This window comes from Desulfitobacterium sp. THU1 (genome assembly GCF_038181555.1).
GTDB lineage: Bacteria > Bacillota > Desulfitobacteriia > Desulfitobacteriales > Desulfitobacteriaceae > Desulfitobacterium.
This window is the reverse complement of sequence record NZ_JBBWUA010000001.1, coordinates 425,096-445,182: the sequence shown is the minus strand read 5'-3', so window position 1 is coordinate 445,182 and position 20,087 is coordinate 425,096. Positions and strand designations below refer to the sequence as shown.

Below are 20,087 nucleotides of genomic sequence, written 5' to 3'. Positions count from 1 at the left end.
AAAAACCTGCCTAATCGGCAGGTACGGTGCTTTTAAGTATTATTCCTCTTTTTCTTCTGTGCGATAAGAACCGTTAAAGATCGCCCGCTTGCTATATTCGTCTCCACGGGTGGTTCCTTGCAGCCCGTATTCTACCATTAGAGCTTCAAACTTTTCCCTTAGCTCAACGGCTTGTTTGGGATCTTCAGAACCCGAACTAATATTAAACGTCACTCGCATCCTTAAACAGCCTCCCTTTCTTGTAATAATCTCCATCCATGAACCTTGTGTTTTATCCTTTATAAAGTATGCGTGCAATTTCGAATATGTGATTGCTCCGATACAAAAGAGATTAGAGAATCCCAAACACCGTTTAAGCCCCTTTAGAATAACCTGAAGGTAGAGGTTTCAAAAAGAATCATTGAAGGTCTATTGAATTTAAAGGGGGAGTTAAAGATCATGCACAAAAGAAGATTAATCATCCGGATGGGTATACTCTTTCTCATCATTCTTTTGAGCCTTACCGGGACCGGATGTGGGAATCAAGCAAGTAATACCCCAACGGACAAGGGGCAAGCTAGCACAGATCCGATAAAAGTAGGCTTACTCGTTCCCTACACTGGCGTATTTACAAGTAATGGGGTGGATATTACCCGAGGAGTAGAACTATACCTAGATGAGGTCGGCTGGAAAGCGGGCGGTCGCGACATCAAACTCATAAAAGAAGATTCTGAGATGAATGGGCAAGTGGGGCTACAAAAAACCAGGAGACTTGTAGAGAGCGAAAAGATTGATATCCTAACCGGGGTTGTGAGCAGCACCGTCGCTTATGCTATCCGAGATTATGTGGTAGGCAATGAATTACCCTTTATTATCTCTAACGCTGGAGCTCGGAACTTAACGCGAGGGGATGCCAGTAAATATATCTTCCGCGTATCCTTTGCCAATGGACAGTATGAATATCCCTTCGCTAAATATATGTATAACGAACTGAAGATCCACAAAATCGTCGTTATGGCACCTGATTACGCAGCAGGTCTAGAAAAGGCCGAAGGCTTCATGATCTCCTTTAAAGAAGCAGGCGGCGAGGTTATTCAAGAAATCTATCCTAAGCTAGGTACAACTGATTATGGCCCCTTTCTAGCCCAAGTCAAGGATGCTGATGCAGTATTTGTTCACTTTTCAGCAGCCGATTCTATCAAATTTGTTAAGCAATATGATGAATACGGACTCAAAAGGATTCCATTATTTAGTGCCGGGGATCTTGTCGACGAGTCCTCCCTTCCGGGTCAAGGTGATTCCGCATTAGGAATCATTAGCGCCCTTCATTACAGTGCAGCTTTAACAAATCCTCAGAACCAAAACTTTGTAAAAAATTATACCGCCAAGTACGGCGATAGCCCCAATATGTTTGCTGAACAAGGCTATGTCTCAGCTCAGGTCATCGTCAAAGCCCTCGGAGCCATAAAGGGAGACACTTCTGATAAGGAAAAACTTCTTCAAGCCATTCGCACCGTCCAATTCGACGCGCCCAGAGGACCCTTCAAGTTTGACCAAAAAACACAGAATGTGATTTTTGACACCCATATCCGCAAAGTTGAGAAAGTCGACGGCAAGTTAGTAAATACCGTGATCAAGAGTATCCCGAATACCTCAGATTATTGGAGTGGTAATAAGTAAACTCTCACCCTTGGGAGGGAAACTCATGGATCTTTCTTCATTTATCATCCAAGTCCTTAACGGAATATCCTACGGGCTACTCCTTTTCTTACTGGCCTCGGGACTTTCTCTGATTTTTGGGTTAATGGGAATTGTTAACCTCGCACATGGTTCCTATTACATGTTAGGAGCTTATATTGGATTTGTAATCATTCAAAAAACGGGTAACTTCCTGATTGGGTTGCTTGGCGCCGGTGTAGCCTTGGCTCTTTTAGGAATCATCATGGAGCGCTTCTTCTTTCGTAAGCTCTACAAGCGAGAACTGGATCAAGTCCTGATAACCTTCGGCTTTGCTTATCTTTTTCTCGACATTGCCAAAGGGATCTGGGGCGGGGTACCCCGTATCCTGCCCAAACCCCCTTTCCTTGAGGGTTCAGTTTCGATCTTAGGGGAGGCCTTTCCCATCTATCGCTTTGGTATGATTCTCATAGGCTTAAGCATAGCCGTTCTCCTTTGGCTTTTCTTGGAGAAGACTCGAACAGGAAATATAATCCGCGCTGGCGTGGACGACAAGGAAATGGTCAGTGCACTAGGGATTAATATCCAACTCTATTTTGCGGGAATATTTGCCCTTGGGGCTTTGCTCGCCGCCCTCGGTGGAGTCATAAGCGGCCCGATTACCGGTGCCTATCCGGGTCTGGATTTTGAGATCCTTGTACTTGCTTTGGCTGTCGTAGTCGTCGGAGGACTAGGAACCCTGGAAGGAGCCTTCCTGGGTAGTCTATTAATCGGGTTCGCTGAAACCTTTGGCAAAGCCCTATTTCCTGACTTTGCCATGTTCACTATCTATGTCACCATGGCTCTGATCCTTATCTTTAAACCCTCCGGCCTATTGGGGAAGGAGGAATTGAAGTGAAGCTGAACTGGCGTAGCTTCCCCTTTATCGGAAGTATCATTACCCTCATGGCCCTCGTGATCTTACCGTCACTTCTTTCTGCTTATGGCCTAAGTCTCTTGACCCAGGTCCTGATATACGGCCTGTTTGCTATGAGCCTAGATCTCTTAGTGGGTTATACCGGACTGGTCTCCTTTAACCATGCTTCCTTCTTTGGCGTGGGAGCCTATACTGCTGCGATCCTTGTCACACGAGGAGTAGAAAATTTTTGGCTAACTCTTCTGGCAGGTATTTTCACTTCACTACTCCTCGCTCTTCTACTCGGTTCATTGGTCTTGAGGAGTTCTGGCCCCTATTTCCTAATGATCACCTTAGCCTTTGGACAAATGATTTTTGCTCTCGCCTGGAGATGGCGTTCCTTAACCGGCGGTGATGACGGTTTATCCGGGGTTCCTCGACCGAATCTTGGTTTACCCTTTTCCATGTGGGATTCACAGAATTTCTACTATCTTGTCCTTGTTTTCTTTGTTCTGTGTAGTGTTGTCCTATGGAAAATTGTTCGTTCCAAACTAGGACGCTCTATCATCGGGGTAAGAGAAAGCGAATCACGAATGCAAGCCCTAGGCTATAACACTTGGTTGATAAAATACCTGTCCTATGCTATTGCTGGTGGGTTTGCCGGGTTAGCCGGTGTTCTCTTTGTCTATTTCAATGGGTTTATTAGCCCTCAACAACTGGATTGGTCCATGTCCGGCCTCGTTATACTAATGGTCATCGTGGGTGGGGCCGGAACCTTAATCGGGCCTGTCATAGGAGCTGGTAGCATCTTTATCCTGCAAAATCTTATCAGCGCCCAGACTGAGCGTTGGCCCATGTCCATGGGGATTATTTTTATCCTTTGTGTCATGTATCTCCGAGATGGTGTGGCGGGACAGACCATCAAACTAAGCAAAAAGGGTCTGAAGAACTATGAACGCATTAGAAATACTAAACGCTTGTAAAACTTTTGGGGGGCTTGCCGTATTGCAAGATGTCTCCCTCTCCGTCGAAGTGGGAGAAAGAAGAGCTATCATAGGCCCTAATGGCGCCGGAAAGACCACACTTTTCAATATCATTAGTGGAACTCTTCCTCTCAACTCAGGGACAATTTCGCTCTTTGGCAAACGATCTGAACACCTTTCCCCTTACCGCAGAGCCCGTGCAGGGCTTGCCCGTACATTCCAACAGAACAATCTCTTCTTTAACTTAACTCTTTTGGAAAATATCCATCTGGCTATACTTCCCCATCATACTCAATCGTCACCCCAGGAATTTCTTGAGACTTGGGGTTGGTGGGAAAAGCGAGATATGCCAGTGAAGGAGCTTTCCTACGGTGATCAACGGCAAGTTGAACTGCTATTAGCCCTGGCCCAATCCCCCCGCTTACTCCTCCTTGATGAACCTACGGCAGGTATGTCCTCCGTGGAAACCCAGAAAATCACTTCCATGATTCGCAATCTCTCCCGAGAAATCACCGTTCTAATCATCGAACATGATATGGAGGTTGTATTCGATCTCGCCGATCGCATAACCGTTCTGAATTATGGTCGGGTGTTGTTTGAAGGGTCTCAAGAAGAAGTGCGCTCCGATCAGCGAGTCAAGGAAGTCTATCTGGGTACAACCGATTAAAAGAGGTGCTACTATGCTTAAGCTCAGGGATGTTCATGCTCATTATGGGGAGAGTCATATCCTTCAAGGGGTTTCGCTAGAGGTCGAAAAGGGTTCTGTTGTTGCCTTACTAGGTCGCAATGGTATGGGAAAGACCACAACAATCCATTCGATCATCGGCATCAATCCACCCAGTCAGGGGGAAATCACGTTTCGAGATCATCGGATCAGTGGGCTGCACTCGTTTAAAATAGCCCAAATGGGGATAGCTCTTGTCCCCCAAGGAAGAAGAATTTTCCGTTCTCTCACAGTCAAAGAAAATCTAATGATAGGGTATAACAAGAAAACAGCATCGGCGACCGATCTACTCGATCGGACCTACGAATTATTCCCCATCCTCGAAGAACGCTCGAAGCAGCTAGGGAAGAAATTAAGTGGCGGAGAACAGCAAATGCTTGCTATCGGGCGAGCTATGATGACTGAACCTGATTTGCTCTTAATGGATGAACCCTTTGAGGGACTTGCGCCAACCATCATCAAAGATATTGGGGAAAAGATCTTTAGTCTAAAAAACACCGGTCTATCGATCCTTTTAGTCGAACAAAATATCCGCTTTGCAACCAAAATAGCGGACTTTATCTATATCATGAACAAAGGCAAAATCGTCTACGGCGGTACTCCAGAGCAGTTCCATGCAGATGAAGAAAACCTCAGAAAGTTCATCGAAATCTAAAAATGCGGGAGGTCTGAAATGACAAACGACCCGAACCATCAACAACTTTTTTCCAATGGAGTAAAGCTCCATGAACTCGGAATTGCGGGGGATAAATACGCAGTAAAAAAGGCCTACGAAATCTTTGAGAAGCTTCACAGGGCCGATCCTCAAAGCCTTCTCGTTGAAGCCTATTTAGGAAGTTCAACCGCTCTTTTGGGACGGGACTCTATTGACCCTAATCAAAAGCTGAAGCTTGCCCTCAGCGGGATGAAAATGCTAGACAAAGTAATCGCCAAGGACCCGCAAAATATCGAGACTCGGAGCATCCGAGCTTATGTAAACTTTAACCTTCCCGAGATGGTTTTTCATCGTACCGGTTCAGCGATTGAGGATTTTAACACCCTCATTACTAGGTATGAGCATGACAAAAAGGCCATTAGTGAGGTTTTTTACCACCAACTGCTCTATGACTTAGGGGTCGCATATAAACGAGTAGGAAAAAAAGAGCAGACGAAGGCGGTTTGGGCTAAGCTCTCCCAAATAACGAAGGATCCAATAATCCTTGAAAAGATTACACGAGAATAGTCCTTAAAACTCATAAGACCAGGCAAGGTTTCTGCATACTTACAGCCACGATCGAACAACTCGGATCGTGGCTGTTTTCCTTTCTATATCCCTACCCCTCGGGTCTTACTCACAGCCACTTGTCTATTTCGGGGTACTGGTTAAGAAGATCCTTTTTATCTATAGAGTAAGGCCAAAACCTGTTGTAAAATCCTGAATTCAAATAATCTATTTCCTCTATCTCACCAACCTGCTTACAGGAAGGGCAATAATCGAGCGTATACCTCTGGGCAGAAATTCCAGTGAGATTTGAGGTCATCTCTTCCCATTCAGAGGCCCAATGATGTGCACCGCATTTCTTACATTCATAGATCTTCTCCAATACCAACACCCCACTTCAGAGATTTGAAAATTTCATTCCATTATATGGTAATTATTTGATTTTGCTCCTTTCTCCTTTCTTCACCTTTGTTAGGTTTTTGAATACATTATTCTGACGTTATTTTGTTATAAGCGGACACCCTTAAGAAACGGAGATGAAATTGTTTGGAAAAGGAAAGAGATTCCCGACGTGAGGTTTGGTTTGACGGTAGAAATCTCCCTATTGAACGTCAAGAAATATGGAGTTTGATTAATAACTCGATCATCGAAAAAATAATTCTTACTAAACCCCAATGGGATGAAGGGCACTACCCTTTAAAAACGCAGGCTATGATCGAAATATCTACACGAGAAGAAATCGATGATCTTAGTATCGAGGCAACAGTTCTCTCGAAGGATCAAAATCTCTTACACTATGCCAAAGCAAAGAGTCATAAAACTTGTGTATTCTTCGATATCGTCGGCCGAACTGCTTTAGAATCCGCTTGGCAAGACGCTGCAAATTATGACTATACCCTCGTGGATTTTGACTTACCCACGAATATTCCTCTTGAGCTTATCATTGCTAGACTTCAACAAGGAAAAACAAACATTCTCAAACCAGTATCCACCCTGACTGATATGGAAGTATGCTTCGGTGTCATGGAGCAAGGAAGCGACGGAGTTACCTTTGCCAGTACGGATATTCATGAAATTATCAAAGTATGTGATTTTTTACAAAAGGATACTATCGCAAAGCTGAATCTTCAGCCCTTAACTGTAACTGAGGTTCGGCATATTGGTATGGGGCTGAGGTCCTGTATTGATACTACCGGCCTCATGACTCAAGACGAAGGTATGCTGATTGGATCTACTTCCCAAGGCGGGATTCTTGTTTGTTCCGAGACCCATCACCTCCCTTATATGAATCTCCGCCCGTTCCGAGTGAATGCGGGAGCCGTCCACTCCTACGTTTGGATGCCTAATAACACCGCGGAATATCTTACCGACCTTGCGGCAGGAAGTCATGTCCTCTGCGTAAACACCCAAGGTGAAGTACGGACTCTCAGCGTGGGACGTATCAAAACAGAAGTACGGCCTCTACTCCTCATTAAGGGAGAGGCCGCAGGCAAAGAGATTAACGTCATTGTTCAAGATGACTGGCATATTCGCATCATGGGTGCTGATGGAAAACCCAAAAATGCAACACTTATTAATCCTGGAGACCAACTCCTATCCTACGTAGGCGAACCAGGGCGTCATGTAGGAATTAAGGTTAACGAAACCATCTTGGAAAAGTAATAAGGCAAGAGTGAGACAAAGGGACAGGTTCCTTGTCCCGAAAGCAATTACAGGAGGACAAACGAGTGACTGGGAAAGAAATTCGCCTTAAGCGTCTCTTTAAAGGCTCCGACCGAATTATCATCGTACCCATGGACCATGGAGTCACAGCTGGCCCCATCGATGGAATTGAGGATGTCGCAAAGACTGTTAGCCTTATTGCTCAAGGAAAGGCTAATGCTATCGTCCTTCATAAAGGTCTTGTTCCTCAAGTTTCTAACGTTTTAGGAGCTAGCCAATGTGAACTCATCCTTCATCTCTCAGCATCCTCAAATCTTTCCTCAGATTCTCAACGCAAAGAACTTGTTTCCACCGTAGAGCATGCCATTGGTTTGGGGGCGACAGCTGTTTCTATTCACGTCAACTTGGGTAACCCCTCCGAATCGCATATGCTTCGGGACTTTGGCAGAGTATCAGAAGACTGCCAACGTTGGGGAATCCCCTTACTAGCTATGATGTATGTCAGAGATGGTTCCACAGGAAACGAGTTTGATCCGAGAAAAGTGAAACATGCTGCCCGTATTGCCCAAGAACTGGGAGCAGATATTATAAAAGTCAATTATACCGGATCAGTAGAATCCTTTTCGGAAGTGACCCAAGGGGTTATGGTTCCTGTCGTCATTGCTGGCGGTCCAAAAACATCAACTGTAGCTGAACTACTATTCATGATTTATGATGCTCTGCAGGCTGGTGCCCAAGGGATTTCTATCGGAAGGAACATTTTTCAATCCCCCAATCCGGTCCAATTATTAAGCACCATTCGCTTAATTACAGATTCTCAAGTCACCAGAGACAAACTAGAAGAATTAGCGCAAGAATTGACACAAGCCTTTGCCCAAGAAAATCGCATCTCATAATACTGACGTAAAAAGGGTTGAAGATCTCCACAGACCTTCAACCCTTCTCTATTCTCCCTGTACCTTCACAATGGGGACAGGCTTGTCCATAGCGTACCTCGAGAGTTTGTCCTACTTTCTTACGTGTCATTTCCACAAGTCCCAATTGAGTTAAGCCCATGATTTGACACTTTACCTTATCCTGAGCTACAGCCTTTTCCAGGACGTTCATTAGCTGCTCTTTGGCTTCTTCAGTTGTCATATCAATAAAGTCAATAATAATGATTCCGCCCAAATTACGCAAACGAATCTGTCGCGCAATCTCCGCAGCAGCTTCTTGATTAATATGCATGATTGTATCTTGGAGGGACTTCTCCCCTATATATTTTCCTGTGTTCACATCAATGACAGATAGTGCTTCAGTCTGCTGGATCACTAAATAGCCACCACTCTTCAACCATACCCTTGAGAGAAGGGCGTGACGGATTTTATCATCGATACCATACCTAGAAAAGATATCCTCTTGAAAAATTAAACTCACGTGGTTCGCGGCCGGATGACCTAACTCTCTTAAAGCCTGACGCATCCCTTCCGCAACCTCCGGTTGATTAACCGTAATGATTTCGACCTCCCGATCGATCCAATCGCGAATCACCCTCGCTACCAGATTCACGTCTTGATGAACCAACCCCGGAATCGAAACATGGGGAACTTTCTTTTCTACCTGATCCCACAAAGTCACGAGCTCTTCCAGGTCATCGACAAGTTCTTGGGCATCAATTCCTTTGGCTAAGGTCCGAACAACAATCCCTTTCCCAGGCGGGCAGGCCGCTCGTGCGATCTCCCTCAGACGTGACCTCTCCTGCTCATCGGTAATCTTGCGTGATACACCTACGTATTCCGTGTGGGGCATCAGAACGGCATAACGACCAGGAATAGTAAGATTGGTCGTGATTCGAGCTCCCTTTGACCCTACAGGTTCTTTTGCTATTTGAACTAAAAGCTCTTGACGAGGCTTAAGTACCTGTTCCACACGTAGCTCGGTCGAGGTCGGGAGCTTCTCATCCTCATCATATTGGAAGGGCACTGCATCGCCCACATACAGGAAAGCATTCTTCTCTAGACCGATATCGACAAAGGCTGCTTGCATTCCTGGCAAAATGTTGACAACCCTTCCTCGATAAATATTGCCAACCAGACGGGATAGCATGCCCTCCTCTTCATGAACCTCGACCAACTCTCCATCTTCAAGAACCGCTGCGCGCATGGTTTGACCTTGTCCTTGCAGCACAATCTCTTTCACGGGCGTTTCCTCACTTCCCGAAGGCTTCATGATCCATGGGAGAGAACTTTTGTCCTTCGTAGTTCACATAGATTCCGGTTCGCTTGATGCGTAGATGATCCAAATCTAAGGGGAGGTTTTCTAAATCGCAAAGGCTAGCAATGACCTCCTCGGGTCGAACGCTCCCTTGATTACCTACTTCAACTTCTAATTCAAAGACAGCTTCATCCCCTTGGATTTTTCCCTTCAATACCTTAACCCAAGGTCGAATATCCTTTTCCACCCTGCCCTTTTTGCTATAGCGAGCATAGGCTACATGACTTCTCCCTAGCCAAGCAGAAATTCCCTCCTGCAGCCGTTCCTCGCTGACCGGCAGGCCTATTGAAACAGCAATCTCGTAGCTTGCCGCATTCAAGACTGCCATCAAGGCTTTAGCCGCAGGGGTAACAAGCCGACCTTCCTTCAAACGGATTCCCGCTGGAAGCTGCTCCTGCAAACGACCGAGAATCTCTTTAAGATCAATCTCCTGCTCCAACTCAATATCCACATACTCGTTTACCCCTTCGACTCCTACGGCCAGCGCCGAGCCAAAAGAAATCTTCGGATGGGGATTAAATCCTTCCGAATAAGCCAAGCGGACACCCGCTCGGCGCAAAGCCCGTTCAAAGACCTTTGCTAAATCTAAATGGGCAATGTATTTCGCTTCTTCAAGCTTCGTATAGGCGATTCTTACCCTCAAGGCTCTCACCCTTTCAAATCAATCTGAACCCCTCGATCAGGACAGATGCCACACCCGGTGCAATCCAGATGCCGGCAATCTAGTGTGCGCGTTTCTTGCAAGGCTTTATGGTGTTCATCAACGAGGAAGCGTTTATTCACACCACTCTCGATGTGATCCCAGGGCAGGACATCGTCGTAGTCCATCGCCCGATTGGCGTAGAAGTGCGGGTCAAGCCCTAACTCCTCTAAGCATTCCAGCCAAGTGTCATATTTAAAATGTTCATGCCACCCATCAAACTTACAACCTTTCTTAACCGCCAGTTCCAGCACATCAGCCAGCCGTCGATCCCCTTTCGCAAAAACCGCCTCGAGATAGCTGGTTTCCACATCATGATAGTTATATTTGATACGACGGTCGCGCAACTTCTCACGCAAGTATTTTTGTTTCTGGTCAAGAGAAGCCATCCCTTCTTGGGGCTCCCATTGAAAGGGGGTATGACTTTTCGGCACAAAGGAACTTGTCGATACCGTGACGTGAACATTACGTCGACCCAGTCGCGTTCCTAAGTCGACCACTTTCTTTGCTAAGGTAACGATGCCATCGATATCCTCTTGGGTCTCTGTCGGCAAACCAATCATAAAGTAGAGCTTAATACTGGACCATCCCGATTTAAAGGCGGATTCTGCCGCCTCCATCAGGTTCTCTTCCGTAACCCCTTTATTGATGACGTCACGTAAACGCTGAGTGCCTGCTTCCGGAGCGAAAGTAAGACCAGATTTTCTCACCTTCTGCACCTCTTCGGCCAGCTTCACATCAAAAGAATCCAGTCGGAGTGAAGGCAAGGACACACTCACTTTATCTTCACTATATTTATCTAGGATCCCCCGTATCACCGGTTGGATACAGCTGTAGTCCCCGGTAGACAAAGAGGTCAAGGAGATTTCCTCATAGCCTGTAGATTTCACTAACTCTTCAGCATGCTTTAATAAAGTTTCCGGCGAACGTTCCCGGACCGGTCGATAAAGTATTCCCGCTTGACAGAAACGGCATCCCCTAGAGCACCCGCGCATCACTTCCAACATCATGCGATCGTGAATAATCTCCATGTAAGGAACAATGGGACTGGTCGGAAAGTAGCTTTGATCCAAATCCCTGACAATTGCCTTTTGTACCACTTGGGGGACGCGAGGATCTGCTTCAATCCTTTGGATTCTGCCATCCTCTTGATAATGAACCTCATAAAATTCAGGGACATAAGCCCCTTCGACTTGAGATACTTTTAATAGGAATTCTTCACGGGAAACCGGGTTTTCTTTTTGCTCTTGGATTAATCGCAACAGCTCCGGCAAGGTCTCTTCTGCTTCACCAACCATCAAGAAATCGATAAAGGGCGCGATGGGTTCCGAATTATAGGCACAGGGACCACCGGCGATAATCCAAGGATGTTCCGGGCCTCGGTCTTTGGCTCGCATTGGAATACCTGCCAAATCAAGCATGTTAAGGATATTGGAAAAACTCATTTCGTATTGTAAGGTAAATCCTATCACGTCAAATTCTGCAAGGGGCTGATTTGATTCCAGCCCATAGAGGGGAATATGGCGTTCCCTCATTTTTTCTTCCATATCTACCCATGGGGCAAAGACCCGTTCACAAAGAAAATCATCATAAGAGTTGACTAAGTGATAGAGAATCCGTAGCCCTAGATGAGACATCCCAACTTCATAGACATCCGGGAAAGCAAAAGCCATTCGCACCTTGGTCTGATCCCAGTCTTTACGTATTGCATTCCATTCCGTGCCTAAATATCGACTCGGCTTCATGACCTTAGGCAGGAAACGTTCCACCTGCTTATGAATCTCAGCCGCCTTATTCTCACTCATGCTTCAGCTACTCCTCCTTGTTATGCTTGTTCGTCAGTAATTAATAATTATAGCACAACGATAGAGGATAAGCCAAGATAGGAACTTGAGCTCCTTGAAAGCAAGCTTCAGGTTACTAGACCCAAAAGAAAGCTTTTTACAGGAATGAAGGATTTCAAACGAGCTGCAAAACAAACTTGACGAAAACGAGAACCCAGACTTCAGCATGGGCGACTCACATGGAGGTGTGGCGCTGCCTATGAGAACAAGTGCGAAAGCAGTGCTTTCGAGGAGACGATTTAGGCGGGAACCCTGTCCCCAAAGCGAGTTTGAGCCTTAGTTTGCTCAGCGCAGTTTACTGACTGAATGATGTAAAAAGCTTGCTTTATATTCTGACTTTAAAGCTTCCCAATGGGGAACTGTATCCCTTTCTTGAGCATCCCTTCGACAACTTGAGTTTCCGTTAAGGTGCGCTCAATCCCAAAGGCTTCACCTCCTGGCAGATGGATTAGAGCATAACGATCTGGAGTTAATCCTTCCACGACACGAATCAAGGGAACGTCTGCAGTTACAGTGATGGATTTGCTTTTCATAAGACCTTTGTGGAGCAGTTCCTCTTTCTTGCGAGTAATTTGGCGCAGGAAAGTCAGTCGCGCCGAGGCAATTTCCTTGTGCCCTGACACCCAGAAGAACCCCGCCAGTAGAAAACAGATGGCGATGCCGTCGTAGGCTCCTCGACCCAATAAGGCAAGACCGATAATACCTAGAATCGTCCCGAAGGCTTGACCCGCACGTGCCAGGCCTTTTGTCGTTTGAACAAAACCAAAGGTATCGGAAAATATAGCCCGGACCACTCTGCCCCCGTCCAAAGGGAGCACGGGAACTAGGTTAAACACAGCTAACCAAAAGTTAATTTGCACAAAATCCTCTGACAGGGGTCCCATCCAGATCCCTTCCCATCGCAAGGTTTGTGCACCGAAAAGCAGAATAAGATTAAAGACCGGCCCAGCCGCGGCCATCATGCTTTCTTCCAGTTTCCTCCCCTCAAAAAGGTCTTCACAAAGAGCTGCACCGCCAAAAGGATAAAGCTCTAACCCAATCACCCTGAAACCATAGGCTTTAGCCGTCAAAAGATGAGCCAATTCATGCCCCATCACCAGAAGAAAGATAAGAAGAGCCTGGGTTATCATTCCCAGGACTCCATAAGCAAGCAGAACCAACCAAAAGGTCGGATGAACCATGATACTAATCCCTTGAACGCGAGCTATCTCCATCTGATCTCTTCCTTTTTTGCAATGAATTATCGTAACGGTTTAATTTGCCGGCACTAAATAGGGTAAAGGATCCACTGGCACCCCATCCTTGCGGAATTCAATATGCAGCCAGGTTTTCTTCAGAGGGGCGGACAGCCCCACCGTACCCAAAGCTTCCCCTGCCTCAACTCGTTGACCCACTGTGACTCCGATATCACCAAAATTACCGAGAACCCCCGTCCAACCGTTACCAAAATCGAGCTTTATTACCCTCCCTAACTGCGGGTCTTCTCCCACTAGAGTTACGACCCCTTGATAAGGAGCAATTACTGGAATTCCCAAGGCACTGGCAACATCAATACCCTGATGCAAGCTCGCTTGCCCCTCCCCCGCCTCTCCAAAGCCAGCCATAACCTTGCCGGAGACCGGCGGTATAAATCTGCCTTGCATGCTGGCATCCACTGGAGTACTTTTGTTGTCAACACCCATACCCAGCACTTGCAAAGCCATCCCGTTAAGAGATGCATAATAATTGCTGCTTTGCACCGTTCCCTGATAGGCTGAATAGAGCCCTTCAGATATCACATCCTCACCTTTGGAAGCAAAAAAAACCATAAGAAAAAACGCTACGGCAAGGGTGGTCTTCTTCTGCAGACCAGTCCATTGGTATAACGGCCCCAACCGTTTTCTTTTCGTCATATATGGTCGTTTACGGGGCCACTCTTCGCTGCGATATCCTCTTTCTCTGCCAACCTCTTGAGCCGCCCTTTCCCATTCCCAATCATCCCATCGTTCATATGGATTCATACGTTTCCCTCGCTTTTTTCCATTACTAACTGCCTCATGCCTCCTGCATTTAAACTGAAGTCAAGCAGTGCTAAGCTCGTACATCCTGCTAAAACTTATGCAAGGGGAGGAAAAAAAAGAACAGCTTCATAGCTGTTCTTAGTTGTTCAGGTGGGATTTCGCTTAAAACATTAATCGTTGTCGCCGGATGTTAACACTGAGCAAAAGGCCAATGGCCATTAAATTCGTCCACATGGCACTTCCGCCATAGCTAATAATCGGGAGGGGTATCCCGGTCACCGGCATAATCCCCGACGTCATGCCCACGTTGACAAGAATATGGAAGGTGAACATCGAGACAACACCCCCGGCAATAATCGTCCCGTATACATCTTTAGCTTTCATGCCAATATTAATAGCTCGGAGTAAAAAGACAAAGAAAAAGAACAACAGGGTGATGGTACCAATAAATCCAAATTCCTCACCCACTACGGAAAAAATAAAATCGGTGTGGTGTTCAGGGAGAAAATCCAACTGGGCCTGTGTCCCCTGTCGAAAGCCTTTTCCCCAAAATCCACCTGACCCGATGGCCCAGATGGACTGAATGATCTGGTAACCATCGCCACTTATATCAGATGCAGGATCAAGAAAGACTGTCAAACGTTTGAGCTGATATTCATGAAGGGGCAAGGGAAGCCCTTGGGCAAACTGCAACCAGCTTGGTAAGTTAGTGGAAAAATGCAACCACAGGGCTAAGGCCACCAGAAGTCCTCCACCGACAATCAAGCCACCGAATTTCCATGGATTCGCCCCGGCAACGAACATCATCCCGATAAAAATTGCCACAAACACTAACGTTGTCCCTAAATCAGGTTGCCTTAAGATCAGCAACATCGGAACGAGAATATATAAGAAGGGCGGAATAAAATCTCGAAATCGATTGAGTTTTCCTTGACGCTTAGCTAAGAAATCCGCGAAGGTTATAATGATAAAAAGTTTTGCAAATTCTGAAGGCTGAATGTTTTGTGTCGAAGTGATGGGAATCCAGCGTTGTGCTCCCTTGGCCGACTCACCAAAGGCAAATACTGCAAGCAATAATATAATATTAAACCCATAAATCCACCAAGAAAATCTTCTGAGCTTTTGATAATCAAACAAAGCTACAATTGTGCATAAAACAAGTCCTGTGGCAACCCAGAGGGATTGAATCTTTAGGTAGTGATAGGGTTGGGACTCAATAACATTAAAAGATGCTGTGCTCTGTATGACTAGGCTAGAAGCCAATAACAAAAAAAAGAAAAATACAAAGAGAATATCAATATTTTTCAGCATCCGACGATCGAGCATAAGTAGTACCCCTTTTTCACCACGAAATTACAACTTCCATTATAACACAAGGGATAAGTCAGCCAAAGCTTTGCAGGTCAAAGTTTATTTCTATTTAATCTTCTTATACCTAATCAACCGTCTCATACATACATCTTATACCTACCCCATAAGCATTAATGCAAAAGCACCACAGGGTTGTCCAACAACAACCCTGCGGTGCATAAGCCGCAGCACAACGTGGCTCATTATCCCTTAGTGGAATAATCTCTTTTCATTTTTATGACAGGAATATTGGCAATTAAGGCCACTTCTCGATCATCTTGATTTAAGTTAACCTCTAAGGCACTCTCATCGATCTCCATATAATTCGAAATAACTTTGATCAAGTCCTCTTTCAGCTGATTTAACATGTGCGGCGAGATGGTAGCTCGGTCATGTACGAGGACAAGCCTTAAGCGCTCTTTTGCGACGTTCTTAGAAGCCGGTTCCTTTCCTAGGATACGATTAATAAAGTCTAACATGGCCTATTCCTCCTCTTGAGTGCCAAGCACTTATTTCATACCGAATAATTTCTTCAGTTTATCCATAAATCCATCCGGAGCATCGAGATTCATCAAGGGAACCTCTTCTCCTTGGATTCTCCGGGTAATCCTTCGGTATGCTTCTCCAGCGCGGGAGGATTGATCCATAACTGCTGGTTCACCACGGTTTGTAGAAATGACGATGCTTTCATCATCAGGAATTACGCCGACTAGGTCAATGGCCAAAATATCTAGGATATCTGAAATATCCATCATATCGCCACGTTTCACCATATGGGGCCGAATCCGGTTAATAATTAAACGCGGATTGCGCAGGTCTGCCGCTTCCAGAAGTCCAATAATCCTGTCTGCATCGCGGACCGCACTGACCTCAGGAGTAGTGACCACAACGGCTCGGTCAGCTCCAACAATCGCATTGCGAAAACCTTGCTCGATTCCGGCAGGGCAGTCAACGATAGCATAGTCAAATTCTTTCCTTAAATCATCACAGAGGGCTTTCATTTGATCAAGGGTTACAGCGTTTTTATCCTTGGTCTGGGCTGCCGGGAGTAGATAGAGATTCTCAAACCGCTTATCTTTGATCAACGCCTGCTTCAAACGGCACACACCACTTGTGACATCCACAATATCATAGACAATTCGATTTTCTAGCCCCATTACTACATCGAGATTACGTAAGCCGATGTCTGTATCTACTAAAACCACTTTTTGGCCCGCTGCAGCAAGTCCTGTTCCTATATTGGCCGAAGTGGTAGTTTTACCAACCCCACCTTTTCCTGAGGTGACGACAATGACTTCTCCCATAGTTCAACCTACCTTTCTAAATTTCCTTCATGCTATATCTTTTTTCCCCTTAGTCCATTGAGCTGAATCCCTTCCACTATAAGGCGGTCACCCTTAATCCGTGCGCATTCCGGGCCCCTCCATTCCAGCTCATCTTCCGGGGATCGCGTCACCAGATCCGCAATTCTTAGCTGTGTTGGTGCTAAATGATAGGCAATCACTGTCGATGTTCGATCTCCTGTAGCACCCGCATGAGCAACCCCTTTAAGAGAACCTATAACCACGATATTTCCCGTAGCTACGATCTCAGCTCCAGGATTCACATCTCCTACAACAATCACATGACCGTCATACTGGATGCTAGCTCCGGAACGAAGGGTGCGCTCCACAAAAAGACTAGGTCCTTCTACCATACCTTCTTCCAGAACACGTGGTGGCTCAACCTCTTGAACCGATGGTGTCTTCCGTGCACTAGAGTATACTTCTGCGGATGTAAGCCACCCATTAAAAGCAAGACTATACTTGCTTAAACAGGATATCAGCTCTTCCTGTTGCGCCGGGGTATACTCTTTCTCTCCCCCATAACAGCGAACATTCGCACCTAGCAGGAACTGGTCGGAGTCATCTAGTAGTTTTTTCAATTCATCCATCAAAACAGAAAAATCTGCCTCGGGATCCAAATATAAAATTAAGCCCTCCCGGGTGCCTTTCAAGGCAATATGCTCTGTCCGTGTCAACCGTTAATCCCCCAATTATTCCATGGTATGCTCTTCGGCGCCTTAGCCTAAAGGAAAGCTTGTCCAAGTCCGAAGTTTTGTGCATTAAAAATTTACGCCATTTAGTTGACGCTCATACTAATTCTACAATGCTCACCCTTTTCCCTTTCGGGAAAAGAAAAAAACGAGGGTAATTTTCCTCGTTTTTATCCATTCTTTCGTTATATTACCACCAAATCCCTGTCACTGGGTCGACTACCAACCAAAATATTGCTTAAATGCTGCCTTAGCTATAAGGCCAGCTGTATCTCCCCCGTGATATCCGTATTCTACAACTCCGGCAAAAGCAATTTCGGGATCATCATAAGGTGCAAAACCCACATAGACTCCATTAAATAAATCCCCAGCCGCTGTATTCTTCGATCCGATCTGAGCGGTACCGGTCTTGCCCCCACCTGTATATTGAGGAATATCCGCAAAAAGCCAAGCCGCCGTTCCTTCTCCACTGGTTACCTTGCTCATTGCTTCTTTAACCGCCTTTAAGTTTTCAGGCGAGACAGAGACCGTATTTCTCACAACAGGTTGGTTTTGATGAACAACTTCTCCAGTGACCGGGTCAAGGATCTTATCTACTATATAGGGTTGCATGTGTTTACCGCCATTGACTACCGTAGCAACGTAATTTGCCAGTTGCAAAGGAGTATAGGTATTATCCCCTTGCCCGATAGCGGTGTTGAAGGTCTCAAAATATTGCCAATCTACAAACCAACGGACATTGTAGTTATATTCAGCATGCACTTGATCAATTTTAGCTTTTTTCTGGTTTTCTAGCTTTTTTCTGGCATCTTCATCCTTAGCTTCCGCAAGCTTTGTCTTAAACTCTTTTTCGATCTCGGCAAGATCATTATCTCTGGTTTTTTCATATGCAGGGCCAAAGGTTGCTTTTTTCCATTCAGGAGACGGAGCATTACCCTTAGATTCACCGGGGATATCTACCCCAGAATAGACACCAAGCCCCAGCTCATTGGCGATTTGCTTTAGCATTTCGCCATTTTTAGCAAACACTCTCTGCCCTACAGCTTGGAAATAGGTGTTTGAGGATTTCGCCATCGCCCGATTTAAATTCACTAAGCCAAATCCACCTGGCGACCATTCCTGAATACCGTTTACAGTCCCCAAGGTGGCTGCTACATTGGAGCTATTAAACTGCTCGCTGGGTGTCACTACACCTGAATGCAAGCCAGCCAAGGCCGTCGTCATCTTAAAAGTTGATCCGGGTGCATAAGTCCCGGCTAACGCTCGGTCAAAAGAGGCCGCCTCTTCCGCTGTGAAATATCTCGTAGCAATTTCCTCTGAAATAATACCGGTCAAATCGTTAGGATTCATAAAAGGCCGCGAAGTCATGCCCAGTATCTTGCCCGTCTTAACTTCAATAACCACTGCCGCTCCGGCATTAGCATCCGGACGGTCCTTGTGCACTTCATTTCTGAACACATCATCTAGCGCCTTTTCCATAACAGCTTGCAGCTCAGCGTCAAGAGTTAGCTGAAGAGTTTTCCCCGGTTCCGCAGGCTGGATGACTTCTTTAGCTATGGGACGAGCACTGTTGTCGACAATGACCTGCTGTACCCCTTCTCTTCCGCGCAGCCAATAATCATAGCTTTTCTCTACACCCATTTTGCCGACCAGATCCCCATGTGTGTAAGTAAAGCCTGCCTCCTGAGCATAGGGATCTTGATTAAACTTGTCAATCTCCTCTTCACTCACTTCACGCACATAACCAAGAAGATGTCCAGCAAGTGTATTCTTTCGATAATCACGCACCGGTAACGCTTCTACGTTAACACCCGGCAGCTCATCCTTATGCTCCGCTATAATTGCCTTCAAGGGATCTGGAACATTGCTCATAACCGTCACAGGACGATAGCGTTCCCATTGCTGATTTTGAATCATTACCAAAATATCTTCGGCAATGAACTCAACCCCTTGTTTCTCTATTGGCCAATAGGGTTTAATGTAGCCAGCCAAACGAGTAATAACTTCTTTCCAGTTTTCACTTTGGGCACTTTGTAACTCCATCCAATCAATGGTCAAGGCAAACTGAGGTACGCTGGTGACGAGTAGCTCACCATTACGATCGATGATATCGCCACGATTCGAAGGAATCGAAACAAGCTTCATGATATTCCCTTGGGCCTTGCTTTCGTAGTAGGAGGCTTCGGCGATCTGCAGACGCCAGAGATTAAAGCTGAGCACAAGGAACACGAGGAATACTGCGACGCCGAGGGCCCAGAGACGAAGGGTGTAGGGTTTGCGTTCTTGATCTTCTTCCATTTTCTCGCCTCCTTTTCGTTTGCGATGGATTCTGAAGGGAATTGTCGTAAATCTTCTGGGAGTTTTCTTGGGTTCTGCTTGAAAAGTCTTCTGGGGGCTCTCCAGGATTTTGCTTGACGCGTTCACTCTATAAGCTGCGCGCACCCGTTCTAACGCTCAAGCACTTCGCTCCACCGGATACCCGCCTAAATCGCTCCTGCTCAATAGGCGGTTGGAAACGTCCTGTTTCCAATCCGGCTCCGCTGCATGCTTTTCGCGAAGAACGGGTAGCTACTCGCTTAGAAGCCGTTCTCTGCTGTCAATCAAAATCCTTGGGTAGTCTTATAAGGTTTTCTAGGATCACTTTATATGCCTAAGGCTCATCTTGGCGTTCAAAGCCTCGCACAAGCTGATGCCAAACAATCCTAGAAGTCTTGCGATCACACTTGGTAGCCATACGATAGGCGATCTGCAGAGTCACACTATAAGCTCATTCCCACTGTGCCA

At 46.0% G+C, this 20,087-nt stretch carries 20 protein-coding genes; 8 read left to right on the top strand and 12 right to left on the bottom strand.

The window, feature by feature from the left end:
- Positions 1–39: 39 nt before the first annotated feature.
- Positions 40–219, bottom strand: a complete 180-nt coding sequence (locus tag AAC978_RS02080) for a hypothetical protein (RefSeq protein WP_341546296.1) — start codon at positions 217–219, stop codon at positions 40–42.
- Positions 220–438: 219 nt separating this feature from the next.
- Between AAC978_RS02080 and AAC978_RS02075 the strand changes: the two genes are divergently transcribed.
- The 6 genes from AAC978_RS02075 to AAC978_RS02050 are packed head-to-tail and all read left to right on the top strand — an operon-like array spanning position 439 to position 5,480.
- Positions 439–1,659, top strand: coding sequence for an ABC transporter substrate-binding protein (locus AAC978_RS02075; protein WP_341546295.1), 1,221 nt, complete (start codon positions 439–441; stop codon positions 1,657–1,659).
- A gap of 25 nt (positions 1,660–1,684) precedes the next feature.
- Complete coding sequence (locus tag AAC978_RS02070; RefSeq protein ID WP_341546294.1) at positions 1,685–2,554, top strand: branched-chain amino acid ABC transporter permease; 870 nt, start codon at positions 1,685–1,687, stop codon at positions 2,552–2,554.
- Positions 2,551–3,534, top strand: a complete 984-nt coding sequence (locus AAC978_RS02065; RefSeq protein ID WP_341546293.1) for a branched-chain amino acid ABC transporter permease — start codon at positions 2,551–2,553, stop codon at positions 3,532–3,534. The genes AAC978_RS02070 and AAC978_RS02065 overlap by 4 nt, the downstream gene beginning before the upstream one ends.
- Positions 3,503–4,201: an ABC transporter ATP-binding protein gene (locus AAC978_RS02060; RefSeq protein ID WP_341546292.1), complete on the top strand. Its 699-nt coding sequence runs from the start codon at positions 3,503–3,505 to the stop codon at positions 4,199–4,201. The genes AAC978_RS02065 and AAC978_RS02060 overlap by 32 nt, the downstream gene beginning before the upstream one ends.
- A gap of 13 nt (positions 4,202–4,214) precedes the next feature.
- Positions 4,215–4,913, top strand: coding sequence for an ABC transporter ATP-binding protein (locus AAC978_RS02055; RefSeq protein WP_341546291.1), 699 nt, complete (start codon positions 4,215–4,217; stop codon positions 4,911–4,913).
- An 18-nt stretch (positions 4,914–4,931) separates the two neighbouring features.
- On the top strand, positions 4,932–5,480 hold the full coding sequence (locus tag AAC978_RS02050; RefSeq protein ID WP_341546290.1) for a tetratricopeptide repeat protein: 549 nt from the start codon (positions 4,932–4,934) through the stop codon (positions 5,478–5,480).
- Positions 5,481–5,589: 109 nt separating this feature from the next.
- Here AAC978_RS02050 and AAC978_RS02045 read toward each other — a convergent pair whose 3' ends face one another.
- Complete coding sequence (locus tag AAC978_RS02045; RefSeq protein ID WP_341546289.1) at positions 5,590–5,841, bottom strand: hypothetical protein; 252 nt, start codon at positions 5,839–5,841, stop codon at positions 5,590–5,592.
- A 164-nt stretch (positions 5,842–6,005) separates the two neighbouring features.
- On the opposite strand from AAC978_RS02045, the gene AAC978_RS02040 reads away from it, so the two are divergent.
- Both AAC978_RS02040 and AAC978_RS02035 read left to right on the top strand, forming a co-directional pair.
- Positions 6,006–7,121 carry a 3-dehydroquinate synthase II gene (locus AAC978_RS02040; protein WP_341546288.1) on the top strand — a complete coding sequence of 372 codons (1,116 nt, stop codon included), beginning with the start codon at positions 6,006–6,008 and terminating at the stop codon, positions 7,119–7,121.
- Between the two features lie 65 nt (positions 7,122–7,186).
- Positions 7,187–8,017 (top strand): 2-amino-3,7-dideoxy-D-threo-hept-6-ulosonate synthase, encoded by an 831-nt coding sequence (locus AAC978_RS02035; RefSeq protein WP_341546287.1) that lies wholly within the window; start codon positions 7,187–7,189, stop codon positions 8,015–8,017.
- A 37-nt stretch (positions 8,018–8,054) separates the two neighbouring features.
- Here the strand turns inward: AAC978_RS02035 and AAC978_RS02030 are convergent, their stop codons facing one another.
- From AAC978_RS02030 to mrdA, 10 genes are all read right to left on the bottom strand, one after another.
- Positions 8,055–9,299, bottom strand: coding sequence for an Rne/Rng family ribonuclease (locus AAC978_RS02030; protein WP_341546286.1), 1,245 nt, complete (start codon positions 9,297–9,299; stop codon positions 8,055–8,057).
- Between the two features lie 10 nt (positions 9,300–9,309).
- A complete protein-coding gene (locus AAC978_RS02025) occupies positions 9,310–10,026 on the bottom strand; it encodes a TIGR03936 family radical SAM-associated protein (protein ID WP_341546285.1) in 717 nt (238 codons plus the stop codon).
- Complete coding sequence (locus AAC978_RS02020; RefSeq protein WP_341546284.1) at positions 10,023–11,879, bottom strand: TIGR03960 family B12-binding radical SAM protein; 1,857 nt, start codon at positions 11,877–11,879, stop codon at positions 10,023–10,025. Before AAC978_RS02020 ends, AAC978_RS02025 begins: the two co-directional genes overlap by 4 nt.
- Positions 11,880–12,256: 377 nt before the next feature.
- Positions 12,257–13,132 (bottom strand): M50 family metallopeptidase, encoded by an 876-nt coding sequence (locus AAC978_RS02015; RefSeq protein WP_341546283.1) that lies wholly within the window; start codon positions 13,130–13,132, stop codon positions 12,257–12,259.
- A gap of 39 nt (positions 13,133–13,171) precedes the next feature.
- Positions 13,172–13,918, bottom strand: a complete 747-nt coding sequence (locus AAC978_RS02010) for a murein hydrolase activator EnvC family protein (protein ID WP_341546282.1) — start codon at positions 13,916–13,918, stop codon at positions 13,172–13,174.
- Between the two features lie 162 nt (positions 13,919–14,080).
- A complete protein-coding gene (rodA, locus tag AAC978_RS02005; protein WP_341546281.1) occupies positions 14,081–15,244 on the bottom strand; it encodes a rod shape-determining protein RodA in 1,164 nt (387 codons plus the stop codon).
- A 227-nt stretch (positions 15,245–15,471) separates the two neighbouring features.
- Entirely contained in the window at positions 15,472–15,747 is a 276-nt protein-coding gene (gene minE / locus AAC978_RS02000; protein ID WP_341546280.1) for a cell division topological specificity factor MinE, read from the bottom strand.
- A gap of 30 nt (positions 15,748–15,777) precedes the next feature.
- Entirely contained in the window at positions 15,778–16,572 is a 795-nt protein-coding gene (minD, locus tag AAC978_RS01995) for a septum site-determining protein MinD (RefSeq protein WP_341546279.1), read from the bottom strand.
- Positions 16,573–16,604: 32 nt separating this feature from the next.
- Positions 16,605–17,288 (bottom strand): septum site-determining protein MinC, encoded by a 684-nt coding sequence (minC, locus tag AAC978_RS01990; protein WP_341546278.1) that lies wholly within the window; start codon positions 17,286–17,288, stop codon positions 16,605–16,607.
- 234 nt (positions 17,289–17,522) lie between these two features.
- Entirely contained in the window at positions 17,523–19,601 is a 2,079-nt protein-coding gene (mrdA, locus tag AAC978_RS01985; protein ID WP_341546277.1) for a penicillin-binding protein 2, read from the bottom strand.
- Positions 19,602–20,087 lie beyond the last annotated feature (486 nt).

What these genes read in the sequence shown, in the direction of transcription:
- AAC978_RS02080 (WP_341546296.1), bottom strand. Translation starts at nt 219, where the DNA reads ATGCGAGTGACGTTTAATATTAGTTCGGGTTCTGAAGATCCCAAACAA.
- AAC978_RS02075 (WP_341546295.1), top strand. Translation starts at nt 439, where the DNA reads ATGCACAAAAGAAGATTAATCATCCGGATGGGTATACTCTTTCTCATC.
- AAC978_RS02070 (WP_341546294.1), top strand. Translation starts at nt 1,685, where the DNA reads ATGGATCTTTCTTCATTTATCATCCAAGTCCTTAACGGAATATCCTAC.
- AAC978_RS02060 (WP_341546292.1), top strand. Translation starts at nt 3,503, where the DNA reads ATGAACGCATTAGAAATACTAAACGCTTGTAAAACTTTTGGGGGGCTT.
- AAC978_RS02055 (WP_341546291.1), top strand. Translation starts at nt 4,215, where the DNA reads ATGCTTAAGCTCAGGGATGTTCATGCTCATTATGGGGAGAGTCATATC.
- AAC978_RS02050 (WP_341546290.1), top strand. Translation starts at nt 4,932, where the DNA reads ATGACAAACGACCCGAACCATCAACAACTTTTTTCCAATGGAGTAAAG.
- AAC978_RS02020 (WP_341546284.1), bottom strand. Translation starts at nt 11,879, where the DNA reads ATGAGTGAGAATAAGGCGGCTGAGATTCATAAGCAGGTGGAACGTTTC.
- AAC978_RS02015 (WP_341546283.1), bottom strand. Translation starts at nt 13,132, where the DNA reads ATGGAGATAGCTCGCGTTCAAGGGATTAGTATCATGGTTCATCCGACC.
- AAC978_RS02010 (WP_341546282.1), bottom strand. Translation starts at nt 13,918, where the DNA reads ATGAATCCATATGAACGATGGGATGATTGGGAATGGGAAAGGGCGGCT.
- rodA (WP_341546281.1), bottom strand. Translation starts at nt 15,244, where the DNA reads ATGCTCGATCGTCGGATGCTGAAAAATATTGATATTCTCTTTGTATTT.
- minE (WP_341546280.1), bottom strand. Translation starts at nt 15,747, where the DNA reads ATGTTAGACTTTATTAATCGTATCCTAGGAAAGGAACCGGCTTCTAAG.
- minD (WP_341546279.1), bottom strand. Translation starts at nt 16,572, where the DNA reads ATGGGAGAAGTCATTGTCGTCACCTCAGGAAAAGGTGGGGTTGGTAAA.
- mrdA (WP_341546277.1), bottom strand. Translation starts at nt 19,601, where the DNA reads ATGGAAGAAGATCAAGAACGCAAACCCTACACCCTTCGTCTCTGGGCC.